The 19,291-nt window shown below is 61.6% G+C and carries 16 protein-coding genes; 7 read left to right on the forward strand and 9 right to left on the reverse strand.

Features of this window, described 5'->3' with window-relative positions; genetic code table 11:
- The first annotated feature begins 406 nt into the window (after nucleotides 1-406).
- Genes GIW02_RS24300 through GIW02_RS24315 form a run of 4 tightly spaced genes read left to right on the forward strand, consistent with a single transcriptional unit; the run spans nucleotide 407 to nucleotide 3,333 of the window.
- Entirely contained in the window at nucleotides 407-1,072 is a 666-nt protein-coding gene (locus GIW02_RS24300; RefSeq protein WP_236411419.1) for an amino acid ABC transporter permease, read from the forward strand.
- Nucleotides 1,053-1,712, forward strand: coding sequence for an amino acid ABC transporter permease (locus GIW02_RS24305; RefSeq protein WP_236411418.1), 660 nt, complete (start codon nucleotides 1,053-1,055; stop codon nucleotides 1,710-1,712). The genes GIW02_RS24300 and GIW02_RS24305 overlap by 20 nt, the downstream gene beginning before the upstream one ends.
- Nucleotides 1,709-2,485 (forward strand): amino acid ABC transporter ATP-binding protein, encoded by a 777-nt coding sequence (locus GIW02_RS24310; RefSeq protein WP_236411416.1) that lies wholly within the window; start codon nucleotides 1,709-1,711, stop codon nucleotides 2,483-2,485. Before GIW02_RS24305 ends, GIW02_RS24310 begins: the two co-directional genes overlap by 4 nt.
- The gene (locus GIW02_RS24315) at nucleotides 2,482-3,333 is read left to right on the forward strand and encodes a transporter substrate-binding domain-containing protein (protein ID WP_236411415.1); all 852 of its coding nucleotides are present in this window, start codon (nucleotides 2,482-2,484) and stop codon (nucleotides 3,331-3,333) included. The genes GIW02_RS24310 and GIW02_RS24315 overlap by 4 nt, the downstream gene beginning before the upstream one ends.
- 134 nt (nucleotides 3,334-3,467) lie before the next feature.
- Here the strand turns inward: GIW02_RS24315 and GIW02_RS24320 are convergent, their stop codons facing one another.
- Nucleotides 3,468-4,631: an AAA family ATPase gene (locus tag GIW02_RS24320; RefSeq protein WP_236411413.1), complete on the reverse strand. Its 1,164-nt coding sequence runs from the start codon at nucleotides 4,629-4,631 to the stop codon at nucleotides 3,468-3,470.
- A 121-nt stretch (nucleotides 4,632-4,752) separates the two neighbouring features.
- On the opposite strand from GIW02_RS24320, the gene GIW02_RS24325 reads away from it, so the two are divergent.
- Genes GIW02_RS24325 through GIW02_RS24335 form a run of 3 tightly spaced genes read left to right on the forward strand, consistent with a single transcriptional unit; the run spans nucleotide 4,753 to nucleotide 9,964 of the window.
- Nucleotides 4,753-5,835 carry an efflux RND transporter periplasmic adaptor subunit gene (locus tag GIW02_RS24325; protein ID WP_236411411.1) on the forward strand — a complete coding sequence of 361 codons (1,083 nt, stop codon included), beginning with the start codon at nucleotides 4,753-4,755 and terminating at the stop codon, nucleotides 5,833-5,835.
- Entirely contained in the window at nucleotides 5,832-6,902 is a 1,071-nt protein-coding gene (locus GIW02_RS24330) for an efflux RND transporter periplasmic adaptor subunit (protein WP_236411409.1), read from the forward strand. Before GIW02_RS24325 ends, GIW02_RS24330 begins: the two co-directional genes overlap by 4 nt.
- Complete coding sequence (locus tag GIW02_RS24335; RefSeq protein WP_236411408.1) at nucleotides 6,899-9,964, forward strand: efflux RND transporter permease subunit; 3,066 nt, start codon at nucleotides 6,899-6,901, stop codon at nucleotides 9,962-9,964. The genes GIW02_RS24330 and GIW02_RS24335 overlap by 4 nt, the downstream gene beginning before the upstream one ends.
- Nucleotides 9,965-10,144: 180 nt before the next feature.
- Here the strand turns inward: GIW02_RS24335 and GIW02_RS24340 are convergent, their stop codons facing one another.
- The 8 genes from GIW02_RS24340 to GIW02_RS24375 all read right to left on the reverse strand — a co-directional run bounded on the left by GIW02_RS24340 (nucleotide 10,145) and on the right by GIW02_RS24375 (nucleotide 19,160).
- Nucleotides 10,145-10,771, reverse strand: coding sequence for a class I SAM-dependent methyltransferase (locus tag GIW02_RS24340; protein ID WP_236411406.1), 627 nt, complete (start codon nucleotides 10,769-10,771; stop codon nucleotides 10,145-10,147).
- Nucleotides 10,772-10,895: 124 nt separating this feature from the next.
- Complete coding sequence (locus GIW02_RS24345) at nucleotides 10,896-12,488, reverse strand: hypothetical protein (protein WP_236411405.1); 1,593 nt, start codon at nucleotides 12,486-12,488, stop codon at nucleotides 10,896-10,898.
- 150 nt (nucleotides 12,489-12,638) lie between these two features.
- Nucleotides 12,639-13,283, reverse strand: a complete 645-nt coding sequence (locus tag GIW02_RS24350) for a methionine ABC transporter permease (protein WP_034117212.1) — start codon at nucleotides 13,281-13,283, stop codon at nucleotides 12,639-12,641.
- Complete coding sequence (locus tag GIW02_RS24355) at nucleotides 13,273-14,388, reverse strand: ATP-binding cassette domain-containing protein (protein ID WP_236411403.1); 1,116 nt, start codon at nucleotides 14,386-14,388, stop codon at nucleotides 13,273-13,275. The genes GIW02_RS24350 and GIW02_RS24355 overlap by 11 nt, the downstream gene beginning before the upstream one ends.
- Nucleotides 14,385-15,200 carry a MetQ/NlpA family ABC transporter substrate-binding protein gene (locus tag GIW02_RS24360; protein ID WP_236411401.1) on the reverse strand — a complete coding sequence of 272 codons (816 nt, stop codon included), beginning with the start codon at nucleotides 15,198-15,200 and terminating at the stop codon, nucleotides 14,385-14,387. Before GIW02_RS24360 ends, GIW02_RS24355 begins: the two co-directional genes overlap by 4 nt.
- 146 nt (nucleotides 15,201-15,346) lie before the next feature.
- Nucleotides 15,347-16,699 carry an LLM class flavin-dependent oxidoreductase gene (locus tag GIW02_RS24365; RefSeq protein WP_236411396.1) on the reverse strand — a complete coding sequence of 451 codons (1,353 nt, stop codon included), beginning with the start codon at nucleotides 16,697-16,699 and terminating at the stop codon, nucleotides 15,347-15,349.
- Nucleotides 16,699-17,892: an SfnB family sulfur acquisition oxidoreductase gene (locus GIW02_RS24370; protein WP_236411395.1), complete on the reverse strand. Its 1,194-nt coding sequence runs from the start codon at nucleotides 17,890-17,892 to the stop codon at nucleotides 16,699-16,701. Before GIW02_RS24370 ends, GIW02_RS24365 begins: the two co-directional genes overlap by 1 nt.
- Before the next feature lie 26 nt (nucleotides 17,893-17,918).
- Nucleotides 17,919-19,160 (reverse strand): SfnB family sulfur acquisition oxidoreductase, encoded by a 1,242-nt coding sequence (locus GIW02_RS24375; protein ID WP_236411394.1) that lies wholly within the window; start codon nucleotides 19,158-19,160, stop codon nucleotides 17,919-17,921.
- Nucleotides 19,161-19,291 lie beyond the last annotated feature (131 nt).

Consider the following 19,291-nt stretch of genomic DNA (forward strand, 5'->3'; position numbering starts at 1 on the left):
GCTCCCGATGGCGGTGGGTCAGTCAGCACAGCTTTTGCTGACCTACCGCCATCGGGAGCAAGCCCCCTCCCACATTTGATCTTCATCTCACAGTGGATATTTCGGTGTTTTAGAGCGTGCGGCTATTGATCGCCCGGCGCAATGCCACCAGCCACTTCACCAGTTCCTTTGGATCGATTGGTGTTGTTGTGTTCATTATTCAATCCCTCGAAATACAGACCCCTCAACCATAGCCGCCACCTGCCAAACCCGCGAATCCGGTGGTTATCTTTTTGGGTGATATCAATATGCTATTTGGGTATTTAAATTTTACTTTTTATACCTTTAAAGTTCGCGCTACCCGGCGTTACCCACGCCGGATTTGACTGCGCCCGCTGCATTACCCTTGCGGCGTCATGGACTCAAGATGACCTTCGATTTCGCATTTATCCTCAGCACCCTGCCGGCGTTTCTCAAAGCCGTGGGGGTGACGCTGCAAGTTGGCCTGATCGCCATCGCCACCTCCCTGCTGGTGGCGCTGATCAACGCCGCGTTGCTGGTGTTTCGCACGCCGTACCTGTCGCGCCTGGTGGCGTTGTATGTGGAACTGGCGCGGAATACGCCGCTGCTGATCCAGCTGTTCTTCGTGTACTTCGCCTTGCCGGCCCTGGGCTTCAATATCTCCGGGTTCTGGGCGGCGATCATCACCATGACCTTCCTCGGCGGCGCCTACCTCACCGAGGTGCTGCGCGCCGGTGTAGAGGCGGTGCCGCTGGCGCAGATCGAGTCGGGCAAATCCATCGGCCTGTCCAACTGGCAGCTGCTGCGCCATGTCATCCTGCCCCAGGCCGGGATCCTCAGCTTGCCGGCGTTGTTCGCCAATTTCATTTTTCTGCTCAAGGAAACCACGGTGGTGTCCGCCGTGGCAGTGCCCGAGATTCTCTACACCACCAAAAGCTACATCGCGCTCTACTACAAAACCTACGAAATGCTCGCCGTGCTGACGCTGATTTGCGTGCTGCTGTTCTTGCCGCTGTCGCTGCTGCTCAGCCGCCTGGAAAGGAGGCTCCAGCATGGCCAGTTCGGGTCTTGAATTGCTCTGGGTGTCGTTGCCGCAACTGGGCAAGGGCGCTGCGCAAACCCTGTCGATTTCCTTCTTGAGCATCGCCTTCAGCACTGTCGGCGGCGTGCTGTATGGCGTGCTGCGGACCTTGAATAACCGGGTAATCAACCTCGTGCTGCGGGTTTACCTGGAGCTGTTTCGCGCAATCCCGGTGCTGGTGTGGTTGTACCTGCTGTTTTTTGGCTTGCCGATTTTCTTCGGCTTGAGCATTCCGAGCTTCTGGTGCGCGGTGCTGGTGCTGTCGCTCTGGGGCGCCAGTGAGGTGGGCGAAGTGGTGCGCGGCGCGTTGCATTCGCTGCCCCGTGGGCAACGTGAGGCTGGCTTGTCGATCGGTTTGTCCGACCCGCAGCTGTACGGCTACGTGCTGCTGCCCCAGGCCCTCAAACGCATGACGCCGCCGACCATCAACGTCTACACGCGCATCATCAAGACCAGCTCGCTGGCGGTGCTGATCGGCGTGGTGGATGTGATCAAGGTCGGCCAGCAAATCATCGAGCGCACCTATGAGTCGGTATTGATCTACGGCGTGCTGTTCCTGTTTTTCTTCCTTATCTGCTACCCGTTGTCGGCCGCCTCCAAGGTGCTGGAACGGCGCTGGGCCCAAGCATGAGCGCATTGATCGAGTTTCAGGGTTTCAACAAATTCTTCGGCGAGACGCAGGTGCTCAAGGGCATCGACCTGAGCGTGCAACGCGGCGAAGTGGTGGTGATCCTCGGCCCCAGCGGCTGTGGCAAAAGCACCTTGCTGCGCTGCCTCAACGGTTTGGAAGTGGCCCACAGCGGCAGCCTGCGATTTGCCGGCAAAGAGCTGTTGGACACGAACACTGACTGGCGCCAAGTGCGCCAGGACGTGGGCATGGTGTTCCAGAGCTACCACCTGTTCCCGCACATGAGCGTGCTCGACAACATCCTGCTCGGCCCGCTCAAAGTGCAAAAGCGCGGGCCCGCTGAAGCGCGCGCCCAGGCCGAACAACTGCTGGAGCGCGTGGGGCTGGCCGACAAGCGCGACGCCTTCCCGCGTCAGCTCTCCGGTGGGCAGCAGCAACGCATCGCCATCGTCCGTTCGTTGTGCATGAACCCCCAGGTCATGCTGTTTGACGAAGTTACCGCTGCCCTCGACCCGGAAATGGTCAAGGAGGTGCTGGAAGTGATCCAGGGCCTGGCCCGCGATGGCATGACCCTGCTGATCGTCACCCACGAAATGGCCTTCGCCCGCGCCGTCGCTGACCGCGTGGTGTTTATGGAGGCTGGTCGCATCCTCGAACACAACACCCCCGAGGCATTCTTTACGAACCCGCAAACCGCACGCGCGCAGCAGTTCCTGGAGAAGTTCTCCTTTGTTTCAACACTGCCCAAAAAGACCAAGGAACTGGAGTTGCTATGAAAAAATTACTGCTGCCACTGTTGGCCGTCGCCTTACTGGCCGGCTGCGATAAAAAGGCCGAAGAGCCTGCCAAACCAGCCGCTGCTGCGAGCTACATCGACAAGATCAAGGCGCGCGACAAGCTGATCGTCGGCGTTTTCACCGACAAGCCGCCGTTCGGCTTCGTCAACGAAGCCGGTCGCTACGTGGGTTTTGATACCGACATCGGCCGCCAATTCGCCAAGGACCTGCTGGGCGATGAGAACAAGGTCGAGTTCGTTGCCGTCGAGCCGGCCAGCCGCATTCCGTTCCTGCAAAGTGACAAGGTCGACCTGATACTCGCCAACATGACCGTGACCCCCGAGCGCAAGGAAGCGGTGGACTTCACCAACCCCAACCTGAAAGTCGCGGTGCAGGCCCTGGTGCCCAAGGACAGCGCGGTCAAAAGCCTGGATGACCTGGCCACCCGCACCACTATCGTCACCACCGGCACTACCGCCGATATCTGGCTGACCAAGAACCACCCGGACTGGAAACTGCTCAAGTTCGAGAAGAACTCCGAGTCGCTGCAAGCGCTGTCGGCCGGCCGTGGCGATGCGTATGCCCAGGACAACCTGGTGCTGTTCAGCTGGGCCAAGCAGAACCCGGGCTACCGCGTGCTGGAAGAGAAACTGGGCGACGAAGCACCGATTGCCCCGGCGGTGAAGAAGGGCAATACCGAACTGCGTGACTGGGTGAACGCCGAGTTGGCGAAGTTGGGTGAAGAGAAGTTCTTGCTCAAGCTCTACGACCAATATGTGCGTAAAGAGCTGAGCGATGACACCAAGCCTGAGAGTGTGATTGTGGAAGGCGGTAAGTGGCAGGGGTGATTCTTCATTGATGCTACTGGCCTCATCGGGGGCAAGCCCCCTCCCACATTTGACTGTGTTCACACATCAGAATCTGTGAACCTAATCCAGTGTGGGAGGGGGCTTGCCCTCGATGAGGCCGGTACAGTCACCGCCTACTCCGGCCAATGCCACGCCGGTGCATCCAGCATCCCCTGCCCAACGATTTGGGTTTCCCCCAGCACCTTCTCCAGCACAATCGAATTACACCCCTCATCCTGCTGCAACGCCGCAATCAAGCGGCTGGCATGCGACACCACCCACACCTGGCACTGCTGCGAGGCCTGGATGATCAAGCGCGCGAGCGCCGGGAGCAAATCCGGGTGCAGGCTGGTTTCCGGTTCGTTCAGCACCATCATGGTTGGCGGGCGCGGCGTGAGCAGTGCGGCGCTCAGCAGCAGGTAGCGCAAGGTGCCGTCCGACAGCTCCGCCGCCGACAGCGGCCGCAGCAAACCTTGCTGATAAAACTCAATCGCAAAACGCCCGCCCTGCAACGGCGCGATCTCCAACCGTGCGCCGGGGAAGGCATCGCTCACGGCGTTCTGCAATGCCTCGGCGTCGCCAACTTCCCGAATCGTTTGCAATGCGGCCGCCAGATCCCGGCCATCGTGATGCAACACCGGTGTGCGCGTGCCCAGTTGTGGCTGTCGGACCGGAGCGTCCATATCGCTGCGAAAGTGATCATAAAAGCGCCAGCCCCGAATGCTTTCGCGCAGCAGCAACACCTCCGGTGAGCCGCGCAGGCTCCCCACTTGATCGAACAGGCTGTGATAATTGGGCGTGTGCTGGGCCAGCACATCCCAGGCGCGCCCCTCACGCGCCCGCACCATAGGCCCGGAGCGCTGCACCAAGAGGCTGGCCGGGCGATAGAGCGGGCCGGCCCAGATGCATTCTTTTTTTATTTCCGGGTCGAGTACGAATTCGCTCCCGGGCACCGGTATGGGCAGCCCCAAGGAAATGGCATAGCTGAAGTCCTCCCCGGCAAAGCCCAGGCGCAAGCGTTTGGCGCCCTGTGGCACGACGGCCTCCACCGGCACCTCGCCGTTGCGCATGCGCCGGCTGAGGGTTTGCGGGCCTGCCCAGAACGTTGAATCCAACCCGCCTTCCCGGGCCACCGCATTGATCACCCCGCCCTGGGCGGTTTCGGCCAGCAGGCGCAGGGCGCGGTACAGGTTGGACTTGCCGCTGCCGTTGGGCCCGGTGATCAGGTTCAACCGGTCCAGCGGCACTACCAATTTATTGATCGAGCGGTAATTGGCCACCGCGAGGGTCTTGAGCATGGGCATTCAATCGGCTTGGGAACCATTGGAGTATGGGAGCCTCCATGCAGATAAGGAACCCTCAACTAAGCTCACAGTCGCATACACACTGGCAAGTCGGCATCACGCAAAAGGAGCCTGCATGGGCGGTCGTATTTACACCTGTATTTTCGGTCTTGGCTTAACGGCGCTCTTGAGCGGTTGCGGCCAGGACAATGCCGAGCCCAAGGCCCATTCCAGGGTGTTTGTGCAAACCGTGCAGTCGGCGGATTTCGCCGCGGCGGTCACGCTGACCGGGGATATCCAGGCCCGCGTGCAAACCGACTTGTCCTTCCGTGTCGGCGGCAAGATCATCCAGCGCATGGTGGACGTGGGCGACCGCGTGACCGCCAAGCAAGTGTTGGCCAAGCTAGACCCCAAGGACTTGCAGACCAACGTCGATTCCGCCCAGGCCCAGGTGGTGGCCGAACAGGCGCGGGTCAAGCAGACGGCCGCCGCGTTTGTGCGTCAGGAAAAACTTTTGCCCAAGGGCTACACCAGTCGCAGTGAATACGATTCCGCCCAGGCCGCGCTGCGCAGCAGTCAAAGCGCCCTGGCCGCCGCACAGGCGCAGTTGGCCAATGCCCGCGAACAACTCGGCTACACCTCGCTGATTGCCGACGCGCCGGGTGTGATTACCGCGCGCCAGGCCGAGGTCGGCCAGGTGGTGCAGGCCACCGTGCCGATTTTCAGCCTGGCCACCGATGGCGAGCGCGATGCGGTGTTCAACGTCTATGAGTCCCTGCTGGTGGAGCCGCCGCCCGATGCGCCGATCACCGTCAGCCTGCTCGACAACCCCAGCATCAAGGCCGTGGGCAAGGTGCGCGAAGTCACCCCCGCCGTGGCCGCCAACACCGGCACCGTGCAAGTGAAGATCGCCCTGCAAAGCTTGCCCAAAGGTATGGAGCTGGGCTCGGTGGTGAGTGCGACCGCCAACGGCCCGGCCAAGGCCAGCATCGAATTGCCGTGGTCGGCGTTGACCAAAGACCTCAGCGAACCCGCCGTGTGGCTGATCGACGCTGACGGCAAGGCGCAACTGCACAAGGTCAGCGTGGCGCGTTACCTCACCGGCAAAGTGATCATTGGCGACGGTCTTAAAGGCGGCGAAAAAGTCGTGGTGGCCGGTGGGCAATTGCTGCACCCCGGCATGCTCGTCGAAATCGCCCAGCAAGGAGCCCAGCCATGAAGCGCCTGACGCTGATGCTCGCCGCCAGCCTGCTGCTGGCGGCCTGCTCCAACGAAGAACCGCCGCCCGAGCCTATGCGTCCGGTGTTGTCCATGCAAGTGAAAGCCGAAGACCAGGAAACCCTTGGCCGCTTCGCCGGCACCATTCAGGCGCGCTACGAAAGCAACTTGGGCTTTCGTGTACCTGGCCGTATTGCCCGGCGTGCGGTGGATGTGGGCGCCGAAGTGGAGAAGGGCGCCTTGCTCGCATTGCTTGACCCCACCGATCAGCAAAACCAATTGCGCGCCGCCCAGGGCGACCTCGCCCGCGTCCAGGCGCAGTACATCAACGCCCAGGCCAACGCCCGCCGTCAGCAGGAGTTGTTCAACCGTGGCGTCGGCGCCCAGGCGCAGCTGGATATCGCCCAGACCGACCTGAAAACCACCCAGGCCTCCCTCGACCAGGCCAAGGCGTCGGTCAACCAGGCCAAGGACCAACTCAATTACGCCGAGCTGCGCACCGACCACGCTGGTATCGTCACCGCCTGGAACGCCGAGGCTGGCCAAGTGGTCAGCGCCGGCCAGCAAGTGGTGACCCTGGCGCGCCCGGACATCAAGGAAGCGGTGATCGACCTGCCCGCCGGCCTGGCCGAGCGCCTGCCCCCGGATGTGGTGTTCCTGGTCGCCGGGCAACTCGACCCCGGCGTGCACACCACCGCCATCGTGCGTGAGATAGAACCCCAGGCCCAGAGCGCTACGCGTACCCGTCGCGCACGCCTGACCCTGGCTGAGACACCGCCGGCGTTCCGCCTTGGCACGGCGATCAGCGTCACGTTGAGCACGGCCATCGCACCACGCATCGAACTGCCCCTGAGCGCCTTGCAGGAAGTCGACGGCAAGACCCGTATCTGGTTGCTCGACACCCAAAGCCAGACCGTACAGCCGCGCGACATCAGCGTGATCAGCCGCGACGCCGACAGCGCCTTGCTCAACGGTGGCGTGCAACCCGGCGAGCGCATCGTCACAGCCGGCGTGAACAGCCTGAAACCCGGGCAAAAAGTCAAAATCGACGAGGACAGCCCGCGATGAAAGGGAGCTTCAATTTATCCGACTGGGCCCTCAAGCATCAGTCCTTCGTCTGGTACCTGATGTTCGTCGCGCTGCTGATGGGCGTGTTCTCCTACATGAACCTGGGCCGCGAGGAAGATCCTTCGTTCACCATCAAGACCATGGTGATCCAGACCCGCTGGCCGGGCGCGACCCAGGAAGAAACCCTCAAGCAGGTGACCGACCGCATCGAGAAAAAACTCGAAGAGCTGGATTCCCTCGACTACGTGAAAAGTTACACGCGGCCGGGCGAATCCACGGTGTTTGTGTTCCTCAAGGACACCACCAGCGCCAAGGCCATCCCGGAGATCTGGTACCAGGTCCGCAAGAAGATCGACGACATCCGTGGCACCTTCCCCCAGGGCTTGCAGGGGCCGTCGTTCAACGACGAATTCGGTGATGTCTTCGGTTCGGTCTACGCCTTTACCGGCGATGGTCTGTCGATGCGCCAGCTGCGCGACTACGTCGAGCAAGTGCGTGCCGAGATCCGTGCGGTGCCGGGGTTGGGCAAGGTCGAGATGATCGGCCAGCAGGACGAAGTGATTTACCTGAATTTTTCCACACGCAAACTGGCGGCCCTGGGCGTGGACCAGCGCCAGGTGGTGCAAAGCCTGCAATCGCAAAATGCCGTGACCCCGGCCGGGGTGATCGAGGCGGGGCCAGAGCGGATTTCCGTGCGCACCTCGGGGCAGTTCGCCTCGGAAAAAGACTTGGCCAACGTCAACCTGCGCCTCAATGACCGTTTCTATCGCTTGGCCGATATCGCCGAGATCAGCCGTGGCTACGTCGACCCGGCGCGGCCGATGTTCCGCTTCAACGGCAAGCCCGCGATCGGGTTGGCCATCGCCATGCAGAAGGGCGGCAATATCCAGTCGTTCGGCAAGGCCCTGCACACGCGCATGGACGAGCTGACCGCCGACCTGCCGGTGGGCGTCGGCGTGCACAAGGTGTCCGACCAGGCCGAAGTGGTGGAAGAAGCCGTGGGCGGCTTTACCAGCGCCTTGTTCGAAGCGGTGATCATCGTGCTGGTGGTGAGCTTTATCAGCCTCGGCATGCGCGCGGGGCTGGTGGTGGCGTGCTCGATTCCGTTGGTGCTGGCGCTGGTGTTCGTGTTCATGGAATACAGCGGCATCACCATGCAGCGGGTGTCGCTGGGCGCGCTGATTATCGCCCTCGGCCTGCTGGTGGACGACGCGATGATCACCGTGGAGATGATGATCACGCGCCTGGAAAAAGGCGAAACCAAGGAACAGGCGGCGACCTATGCCTACACCTCCACCGCGTTCCCGATGCTCACCGGTACCCTGGTGACCGTGGCCGGTTTTGTGCCGATCGGCCTCAATGCCAGCTCGGCGGGCGAATACACCTTCACCCTGTTTGCAGTGATCGCCGTGGCGATGCTGGTGTCGTGGGTAGTAGCGGTGCTGTTTGCGCCGGTGATCGGCGTGCATATCCTCAGTGCCAACGTGAAGCCGCACAACGCCGAGCCTGGGCGTATCGGCCGTGGTTTCAATCGCGGCATGCTGTGGGCCATGCGCAACCGCTGGTGGGCCATCGGCATTACCGTGGGCCTGTTTGTGGCGTCGGTGTTCTCCATGCAATTTGTGCAGAACCAGTTTTTCCCGTCGTCGGACCGCCCGGAGATTCTCGTCGACCTCAACCTGCCGCAAAACGCTTCGATCAACGAAACCCGCAAGGCCGTCGACCGCCTGGAAGCGATCATCAAAGACGACCCGGACATCGCGCGCTGGAGCACCTACATCGGCCAGGGCGCGATCCGTTTCTACCTGCCTCTGGACCAGCAACTGGAAAACCCCTACTACGCGCAGCTGGTGATCGTCAGCAAGGGCCTGGAAGAACGCGGTGAGTTGATTGCGCGCCTGCAAAAACGCCTGCGCGATGACTTTGTCGGGATCGGCAGCTTCGTGCAGCCGCTGGAAATGGGCCCGCCGGTGGGCCGTCCGATCCAGTACCGCGTGTCCGGCAAAGACACCGACCAGGTGCGCAAGCACGCCATCGAACTGGCGACCTTGCTCGATCAGAACAGCCATTTGGGCGAGATCATCTACGACTGGAACGAACCAGGCAAAGTGCTGCGCGTCGACATCGCCCAAGACAAGGCGCGGCAGCTGGGGCTGTCGTCGGAAGACGTGGCGCAACTGATGAACAGCGTGGTCAGTGGCTCGTCCGTGACCCAGGTGCATGACGATATCTATCTGATCAACGTGGTCGGTCGTGCCGAAGACGCCGAACGCGGCACCCCGGAAACCTTGCAGAACCTGCAGATCGTCACGCCCAACGGCACCTCTATTCCGCTGCTGGCCTTCGCCACCGTGCGTTACGAGCTTGAGCAGCCGCTGGTGTGGCGTCGTGACCGCAAGCCGACCATTACCATCAAGGCCTCGGTACGCGATGAGATGCAGCCGACCGATCTGGTCAAGCAGCTCAAGCCCGAGATCGATAAATTCAGCGCCGGCCTGCCGGTGGGTTACAAGGTCGCCACCGGCGGCACCGTGGAAGAAAGCGGCAAGGCCCAAGGCCCGATTGCCAGCGTGGTGCCGTTGATGCTGTTTTTGATGGCGACCTTCCTGATGATCCAGTTGCACAGCGTGCAGAAGATGTTCCTGGTGGCCAGCGTGGCGCCGCTCGGCCTGATCGGCGTGGTGCTGGCGCTGATCCCCACCGGCACGCCCATGGGCTTTGTGGCGATCCTGGGGATTCTGGCGCTGATCGGCATCATCATCCGCAACTCGGTGATCCTGGTAACGCAGATCGATGCCTATGAACGCGACGGCTACGCGCCATGGGATGCGGTGGTGGAAGCTACCGAGCACCGGCGCCGGCCGATCCTGCTGACCGCCGCGGCGGCGAGCCTGGGCATGATCCCGATTGCCCGGGAAGTGTTCTGGGGGCCGATGGCCTACGCGATGATTGGCGGGATTATTATTGCGACGTTGCTGACGCTGCTGTTTTTGCCGGCGCTGTATGTGGCCTGGTACAAGATCCGCGAACCGAAAAAAGAACATCAGGAAAAACGCGCTTAAAAAATCTGAGGGGGCGTGCCCAATGCCGATCAGTCAAGGGTAAACACGGTACGTGTGGCGAGGGAGCTTGCTCCCGTTGGGCCGCGAAGCGGCCCCGAAAATGGGACTGCTACGCAGTCCAACGGGAGCAAGCCCCCTCCCACAGGTTACCGGTTGCCCTACCTATTGCCTGGCTGCTAATCAGATCTTGCGCCAGACGCTGGCCAGCCAGGGCTGCTGCTCCCGAGGCAGCCCGGCGGGTCGGTAGTAATGTTCCAATTCCACAAATCCGGCGGCGGTGAGCAGCGTCTGCCAGGCCTCAAGGTCGTGATAAGAGCCGTATCGCGGCCCGTTCCAGCCTTCCTGGTTGTTACCGCGAGGGTTGGAGCTGAACAACACGCCGCCCGGTTTCAGCGCCGCGTGCAATTGCTTGAGCACCCGTGGCAGTTCCTGCTTGGGGATATGGAACAACACCGCGTTGGCAAACACCCCGTCAAAGCGCTCGACTGGCAACTCCAGCTTGAGAAAGTCCTGCTGCAGCACCTCACAGCCACTGTCTTCGCGCGCCATCTGCGCAAAACGCTCGGAACCGTCGAGCCCCACGGCGATATGCCCCATCTGTGTAAAGGTGTGCAAATCCCGCCCCGGCCCACAGCCGAAATCCAGCACGGTAAACGGCGCCGTGCGGTGGATATGCCGCAGCAATGCGTCGATGTTCTGGCTTACATCGTGATCGCGGGTACCTTCACGGAAATCGTCGGCGACGGTGTTGTAGTGGTCGAGGGTTGTGCGTGTGATCTGATCGAGGGCTTCAGGGGCGAGTGTCATGACGGGGGCTTCAACGGCAGGGCAGAGACCCCGACTATACCCTATGGATTTGGAATAAAAAAAAGCGGAACAGTCGAGTAAGACTGTTCCGCTTGAGCGTATTAAAACGGGATACTTTCAATAACTATAAGCGAACAATATCAAAATCCCTGATCGCGTAATCATTGCCGACCCCCGTTGATTGATTGTTAACAAACTGGAGCTCAGCAGTTGAACTATTGGCCGTAAAGACTCCGGAGAGAGTCACGAAATCCGGCCACATGCTGGTGATGAATACAGGAGGGGTCAACGGGCCTTGATTTGTGGCTAACGAAACTATCGGGTAATTGTACAGCCCGATCCATCTGGCGACCTTTACGGTGACACCGTAGGAGACTCCTACTTGCAGGTTATTAAAGGTTTTTTTAAGTACCACACCGGCGTTGTTAGCAGCGTTGGTATTGTTATATAAGTTCAACGTATTTTGGTACGGTAAGAACCTCAGATCCCCATCCTGCACAGCGGGCCCCGGTAACCAGCCGTTAAGCGATCCATCGGTGAAGGAGGTGTAGTCCCTGACCAGTGGGGGCGGTGCCACTACTCGTATTTGATTGCTACCCGAACGCCTCAGCACTGCACCGGATGCGGTTTGCGTCTCGAACGACACGCGAAATGAGCTGCCCCCCAGTCGATTGATCAGCTCTCTGCTGACAGGGAACGTTATGCTGCGCTGATTGGTGTAGGGGATCGGCGTCAGGCGTACGGTGCTCATGAAGCCGTTGGCATCGGTAACCACCAGTATCCCAACGACCTGGCTGGGTACAACCGGAAAGCGCGGTAAGAAGGCTTGTAGGGTGAATTCGGAATTGCTTTGGGTTCCCAGATTCACCAGGTCGGACTCTACGTTGTTCACCAAAAACAGCGGGTAATCGAGCAGGGTTGTGTCGAGTTCACTGTTCAGAACATAGGGTTTGGAAAACGGAAATGACGCATCAACCCCGCCGGAAACGTTCTTCGCCACGTCGGTGACTTTGAACGCTATTTGGAAAGGGCCGAATGGGTTGCCGCTTTGGATGATACTGGGCGGGATGAATACGCGCAGCGGCCCCGGCGCGGCGGCCTCGGCGGGGCTCACGATATGTCTGACGTAAAACCCGCTCACGAAGATGGCCACTTCGTCGTTCTTACGCATGTTTTCATATTTATCGATCAGGACATACATGCCGCTCGCGGCAATGCTTGGGTTAAGCACTGAGCCTTCAGGCAGGCCTTCGACCCGCATGGTCAACCCGCTGACCCACGAGTCCCCGACCTCGCGGTCGACGCCGCCTGGAATGGTAGTCTTGACCAGCACCGTCTGGGGGTTCGACCGACTCTCTTGCAAGCTGTTGGCCCGCACGACCCGAGCGTACACCGAGATTTCGCCCTCCGGCACGAGAGCCCCAGGGATGACCAAGTCGTAACTGGGGAGTAGGCCCCTGACGAGCGCCGACGCCGCCGCCGCGGGCGAGTTCTGAAAGTGGACGGCATAGTAGTCGTTCTCATTGCGATCGAACCAGGACTGAATGGTAATCCTGGCTTCAGGCCTTGTCTGGCGTCGACCCCAGGCCACTCCAGCTGTTTCAGGGTACAGGGTGTAACTGATTGCAGAGTTGTTGGGGTCACGCAGCAGCACCGCGGGGAAGGCAGAAGCGGGGTTTTCAGTGAGAATATCGTAGGGAACAGGCACAGTAGACATAGCCATCACCTTGATGGGTTAGGCCGCACGGGGCCGTGCGACGGGGCAGGTCAATCAGACGCCCCGGGCGATAACCGAATCTACTGTCAGAATTGACAGTCGCGACGAGTGGCGCATCGCCGAAGGCGACGATGCGCTTGCCGCTGGCTGTCAGCGTTTGTTGAGCACCCGTGCCAGCCGGTCGCCGCCCAACTGAATCACCGCCACCAGTACGACCAGCAGCACGATCACTGTCAGCATGATCTGTGTATCAAAGCGCTGGTAACCGTAGCGGTAGGCAATGTCCCCCAAACCGCCCGCGCCAATCGCTCCGGCCATCGCCGAGGAGTTGATCATGGTCACCAGGGTGATGGTGAACCCGCCGACAATCCCCGGTAGCGCTTCCGGCAACAGCACATGCCAGATGATGTGCCAGCGCCGGCAACCCATGGCCTGCGCGGCTTCGATCAAACCATGGTCGACCTCACGCAAACTGACCTCGGCGATGCGCGCGAAAAACGGTGTGGCGGCGATGGTCAGCGGCACCACCGCCGCCCACACACCATAGGTGGTGCCGACGATCAAACGGGTGAACGGGATCAACGCGACCATCAGAATCAGGAACGGAATCGAGCGAAACAGATTCACGAACGCCCCCAGCACGCGGTTCAGCGCCGGGGCCTGGTAGATGCCGCCCTTGTCGCTGGTGACCAGGAACACCGCCAGCGGTATCCCCACCAGCAACGCGATCAGCGATGACACGCCGACCATCAACAGGGTGTCGATGGCGCCTTGCACTAAACGATCAAACCACATAACCCAGCACCTCCACGTGTTGCGCCCAGTTCACGGCACGGTTGCGCAGTTCTTCGGCGCTGTGGGTCGAGCCACTCACCGCCAGCAGCAATTGCCCCAGGGCGTGGCCCTGGATGCGCTCCACGCCGCCTTGCAGCAAGCGCACGCGCCCGCCGAGCGCCGCGAACAGCGCGGCCAGGTCGGGTTCATCGGTATCGCTGCCGGTGAACTGCAGCCGCAACACCACCGCCGCCTCCGACGACGGCGGTGCAGCCTGCAATCGGCTTTGCAGTTCATCCGGCAACCCGTGTTGCAGCGGCGCCAACAGGGTTTTGCTGACCTCGTGCTGCGGGTTGCCGAACACTTCCCAGACCGGGCCTTGCTCGACGATACGCCCGTGCTCCAGCACCACCACACGGTCACAGATGTCGCGGATCACCGCCATTTCGTGGGTGATCAGCACGATGGTCAGGCCCAGGCGCCGGTTGATCTCGCGCAGCAGGCCGAGGATCGACTGCGTGGTTTCCGGGTCGAGGGCCGACGTGGCTTCGTCGCACAATAAAATCTCGGGGTCGTGCACCAGCGAGCGGGCAATGCCCACACGCTGTTTCTGCCCGCCGGAGAGCTGCGCCGGGTAGGCATTGTGCTTGTCCTGCAGGCCCACCAGCTCCAGCAGCTCGCGCACTTTTTGCTCACGCTGGGGCTTGGACACGCCGGCGACTTTGAGCGGCAACTCGACGTTCTGCCACACGGTCTTGGCCGACATCAGGTTGAAGTGCTGGAAGATCATGCCGATGCGCCGACGCAGCGCTACCAGGCGGTCTTCGTCGAAATCGCCGATGTCCACCTGATCGATCAGCACGCGGCCACTGCTGGGCTGCTCCAGGCGGTTGATGGTGCGGATCAGCGACGACTTGCCCGCGCCGCTTCGGCCAATGATGCCGAAGACTTCACCGCGCTGGATCGCCAGGTCAATGCCTTGCAAGGCATGCACCGTGCCGTCATAGGTTTTGCCCAGGTTGATAAAACGCACATGGGCGCGGTTCAGGTCCGGGTGCAGTTGTGTCTGCTCGGCGTCCCTGGGCCGCGTGCCCAGGTCGCGCAGTTGAGAGTGGGCGGCGGTCATTTTTTATCGTCCCAGCCCACTTGGTACAGCTTGCCAAGCGACTTATCCAAGGCGGCGCGCACCACCGGCGAGTGCTGGTAGATGTCGACGAACTTGATCACGCGCGGGTCGGTTTCGCTCTTGGGCTGGATCACGAACTGGATCACGTATTCCGGGTGGTCGAGGCCGTCGAACAGCAGCGCCGACTCGGCATCGAAGGTCTTGGACAGGCGGATATACGCCGGGTAGCCCTGCACCAGGTCGGCGTCGTCATAGGCGCGCACCAGTTGCACGGCTTCCACTTGCAGGATCTTGATCTTCTTGGGGTTGGCGACGATGTCTTCTTCGGTGGCCTTGTAGCCCACGCCCGGTTTGAGGGTGATCAAGCCAGCCTTGGCCAACAGTTGCAGGCCGCGACCGCTGTTGATCGGGTCATTGGCAATGGCCACGCTGGCGCCTTGGGGCAGGTCGTTGATGCTCTTGTACTTCTTCGAATACAGCCCGACGTTGTTGATGATGCCCGGCGCGTACGGCACCAGGTCAAAACCGGCGGCGGCCTTGGCGTTTTCCAGGAACGGGATGTGCTGGAAGTAGTTCACGTCGATATCGCCAGCAGCCAGGCTGACGTTGGGTGCGATCCAGTCGGTGAACTCCACCAGTTCGACCTTGAGGCCTTGTTTACCGGCCTCGGCAACGGCGGCTTCAAGGGGGATGGCGAACGCGGCGGTGGTGCCGATTTTCAGTGGCGCGTCGGCGGCAAATACGGCCGAGCTGAACAAGCCAAAGGCCAGGACCAGTGCTTTGACTGGGTGGGAGAGCAGGGTTTTTTTCATGGTCAATTTCCAGTCATAAGTTATGGGTGCAAACAATGGAGATCCAATGTGGGAGGGGGGCTTGCCCCCGATGGCAGTGGTTCAGTTGGCAAATCAGGTGCCTGACACACCGCTATCGGGAGCAAGCCCCCTCCCACATTTTTGGTTCAGTGTCGGTAGGTAGAGCCTGTGTGTTGTTCAGGTAGGCGGGCGGTGCCCTGGAATACCTTTTCGCGCAAGGTGCCGGTCTCATAAGCGGTCTTGTACGACCCACGCTTCTGCAACTCCGGCACCACCAGGTCGATAAAATCCACATAGCTTTCCGGCGTCACAATCCGCGTCAGGTTGAAACCATCCAGCCCGGTTTCGCTGATCCACGATTCCAGCTCGTCGGCGACCTGTTCGGGCGAGCCGACCAGGGTGATGTAGCGGCCGCCAAGAGCGTGCTGCTCGAGTAATTTGCGACGGGTCCAGTCGTTGTTCTGCAGGTTCTTGGTGGCCGACTGGATCGCGTTGCTCTTTACGTACTGAATCGGTTCGTCCAACTCGTACTGGGCAAAATCGATCGCGGTGGACGCCGAGAAGTGCGCCACGCCGGCTTCAGGGCTGGCGTAGCTGAGGTACTCGGCGTGCTTGGCCCAGGCCAGCGCCTCGGTGGCGCCAACGATCACGTTGAGGCCCATGAACACTTTGATGTCATCCGGGTTGCGCCCCGCCTCGACCGCGCTGGCGCGAACTTTGTCCACCTGCAGCTTGGTCGCGGCCTTGTTCTGGCCGCTGATGAACACACACTCGGCATGCTGGCCGGCGAACACCAAGCCCCGGTCCGAACTGCCAGCCTGAAACAGCACCGGCGTGCGTTGCGGCGATGGCTCGCACAAGTGGTAGCCCTCGACCTGATAGAACTCGCCCTGGTGTTCGACCTTGTGCACCTTGCCCGGCTGCGCATACACCCGCGCCTGTGGGTCGTTGAGCACCGCGCCGTCTTCCCAGCTGCCTTCCCAGAGTTTGTAGAGCACTTGCAGGTATTCATCCGCCTGGTCGTAGCGCCGGTCATGCTCGACCTGCTCGGTGAGGCCCATGGCCTTGGCGGCGCTGTCGAGGTAGCCGGTGACAATGTTCCAACCCACCCGGCCACGGCTCAGGTGGTCGAGGGTGGACATGCGCCGAGCGAACAGATACGGCGGCTCGTAGGTGAGGTTCGCCGTCAGGCCAAAACCGAGGTTCTTGGTGACCGCCGCCATGGCCGACACCAGCAGCAACGGGTCGTTGACCGGCAGCTGGATCGACTCTTTGAGCGGCACATCAATCGAGTTCTGGTACACGTCATACACACCGACGATATCGGCAATGAACAAACCGTCAAACAGCCCGCGCTCCAGGGTTTGCGCGAGGTCGGTCCAGTATTCGATGGTTTTGTACTGGGTGGACGTGTCCCGTGGATGCGTCCACAGGCCGTGGTTGATATGCCCGATGCAGTTCATGTTGAAGGCATTGAGCAGGATTTTTTTCTTCGCCATCAAATGGTCCCCCGCAGTGGCGGGTTTTCATCGTTGAGGTAGTAATTGCCGACGGCGTGATACTTCCAGCGCACCGGGTCGTGCAGGGTGTGCACGCGGGCGTTGCGCCAATGGCGGTCCAGGCCGTGCTCGGCGAGGGTGGCCTGGCTGCCGGCCAGTTCGAACAGGGTGCTGCCGGCGGCCAGGGAAATTTCGGTGCTCAAGGCGCGCACTTCGGCCACCGCGATCGAGGCGGCGGCCACCGTGTCGGCGTTGCTGTCAGCCTGGGCGCGGTCGAGGAACTCGCCCGCGCGCTCCAGCAGCGCCTCGGCGGCGTGCAGGCGAATGCTCAAGTGGCCCAGGCTCTTGAGGGTCAGCGGGTCTTGGGTGGCCTGGTCGTTGCCGGAATCGATCCACGGGCGGGTCTTGGTGCGCACAAAGTGCAGCGTGTCCTCGAAGGCTGCACGGGCGATGCCGGTGTCGATGGCGGCGTGAAGAATCTGCGCCAGGGGGCCAACGGTGGTCGGGCGCTCGAAGGCGCTCTGGAACGGGATCACGTCCTCGGCGGCGACCCACACGTTATCGAACACCACCGAGCCGCTGCCCGTGGTGCGCTGGCCGAAGCCGCTCCAGTCGTCGATCACCTCCAGGCCTTCGCTGTCGCGTGGCACAAAGGCGAGTTGCTGCACGCCGTGTTCATCCACCACCGAGGTGGGAATACGCTGGGCGTAGATCGCCCCGGTGGAGTAGAACTTGCGCCCGCTGATGCGAAAACCGTCGCCGTCACGGGTGATTTTGGTCACGCGGTCATGGGCGGTCTTGGTCCCCAGTTCCGCGAGGGCATTGCCGAAACGCTGGCCGGCAAGCACTTGCGCGTACAGGCGTTGCTGCTGCGCAGGGCTGCCATTGACGCGCAGCACTTCGAGGGCATAGAAGTGGTTTTGCGGGATCTGGCCCAGGGACGCATCCGCCTGGGCAATCAAGGCAATGACCTTGGCCAGGGTGACGTTGGAAACGCCCGCGCCGCCGTATTCCTTGGGCACGCTGATGCCCCACAGGCCGGAGCGCGAGAACACGTCCAGTTCAGGCAGCGGCAGGCGGCGTTCGCGGTCGCGCTGGGCGCTGTCGCGGCGGAAGTCTTCGGCCAGGTCGCTGGCGACAATAAGGGCGTGTTCATCGCTGGTGATAACCGCGACGTGGTGAGAAAGGGGCATGCGTATTTCTCCAGAGGTCTGGTCGGTTAAATCCAGGAATGGCGAGCCGGCAACGTGCCGTTCAGGCGATAGGCGCCAATAGCGTGATACTTCCAGCGCACCGGGTCGTGCAGGGTGTGCACGCGGGCGTTGCGCCAGTGGCGGTCGAGGTTGAATTCGGCAAGGGTGGCGCGGCTGCCGGCCAGTTCGAAGAGCTTCTCGCTGACCAGCAGCGATACTTCGGTGGTCAGCACCTTGGCCTCGGCCACCGCGATGGATGCACGTGCAGCGGACTGCGCAGTGATCGGCGCGGCGCTGACCTGGTCCAGCACTTGGCCGGCCTTGCGCAGCAGGGCTTCAGCGGCGTGCAGTTCGATTTTCAACTTGCCGATGTCGGCGATCACATACAGGTCATCGCTGGCGCGCTCGACCTTGGCGTCGATCCACGGGCGGGAGCGCTCACGCACGAACGCAATGGTGTCATCCAATGCACCACGGGCGATGCCCGCGTCGATGGCGGCCTGGATCAGCTGCGAGACGGCGCCCTGGATATTCGGGGATTCGCCGATGCGCCAGTTGTCGATCACCAGCTCGGCGTCGACCGGCACCTGGTCCAGCAGCACGGTGCCGCTGGCGGTGGTGCGTTGGCCGAAACCGGACCAATCGTCCACGATGCGCAGCCCTTGGGTGCCACGGCGCACAAACGCCATGACCTGCTTGCCGTCATCGTTCAGGGCTTTGACCGCGACCCAGTGGGCAAACAGCGCGCCGGTGGAATAGAACTTCTGACCGCTGACCACGTAACCGTCGCCTTGGGCAGTGAGGCGCGCCTTGAGCTCCAGGGTGTTTTTGGTGCCGCGTTCCGGGCCGCCATTGCCGATGCGCCAGCCGTCGAGGACGCTCTGGAACAGCTGCTTTTTCTGGCGCTCGGTAGCGGCACCCTGCAACAGATGCAGGATGCCGAAATGGTTCTGCGGGATCTGCCCGAGGGCCGGGTCTGCCGCGCTGATGATCGCGAACACGTCGGCCAGGGTCACAAACGATACCTGTGGGCCGCCGTACTCGCGGGGGATGGAAATACTGCCGAGCCCACTGCGGGTGAACTGCTCGATCTGCGCCCACGGCAGCTTGCGCTGCTGGTCGCGCTTGGCGGCTTGCAGGCGCGCCGCCTGGGCCAGCTCATGGGCGGCCGTCAGCGCCTCTGCGTCGTTGCGCAGCACGGCGGCCGGCAACAGCAGGGGGGCTACATCCAGATCACTCTGGGGGGGTGTTAGAGCCAAGTTAGACATCAGCGCCGCTCCTTGGCTGCACGTAATGCCCTGGCGTTATGCACCGGGGTAATTCTGACCATACCGACCTCGCATTCAATGAAATGAAAACAGAAAAATCAGGAATGTCCGGTGGTCCGGTGTATATACCC

Source organism: Pseudomonas syringae, assembly GCF_021606685.1.
GTDB lineage: Bacteria > Pseudomonadota > Gammaproteobacteria > Pseudomonadales > Pseudomonadaceae > Aquipseudomonas > Aquipseudomonas syringae_R.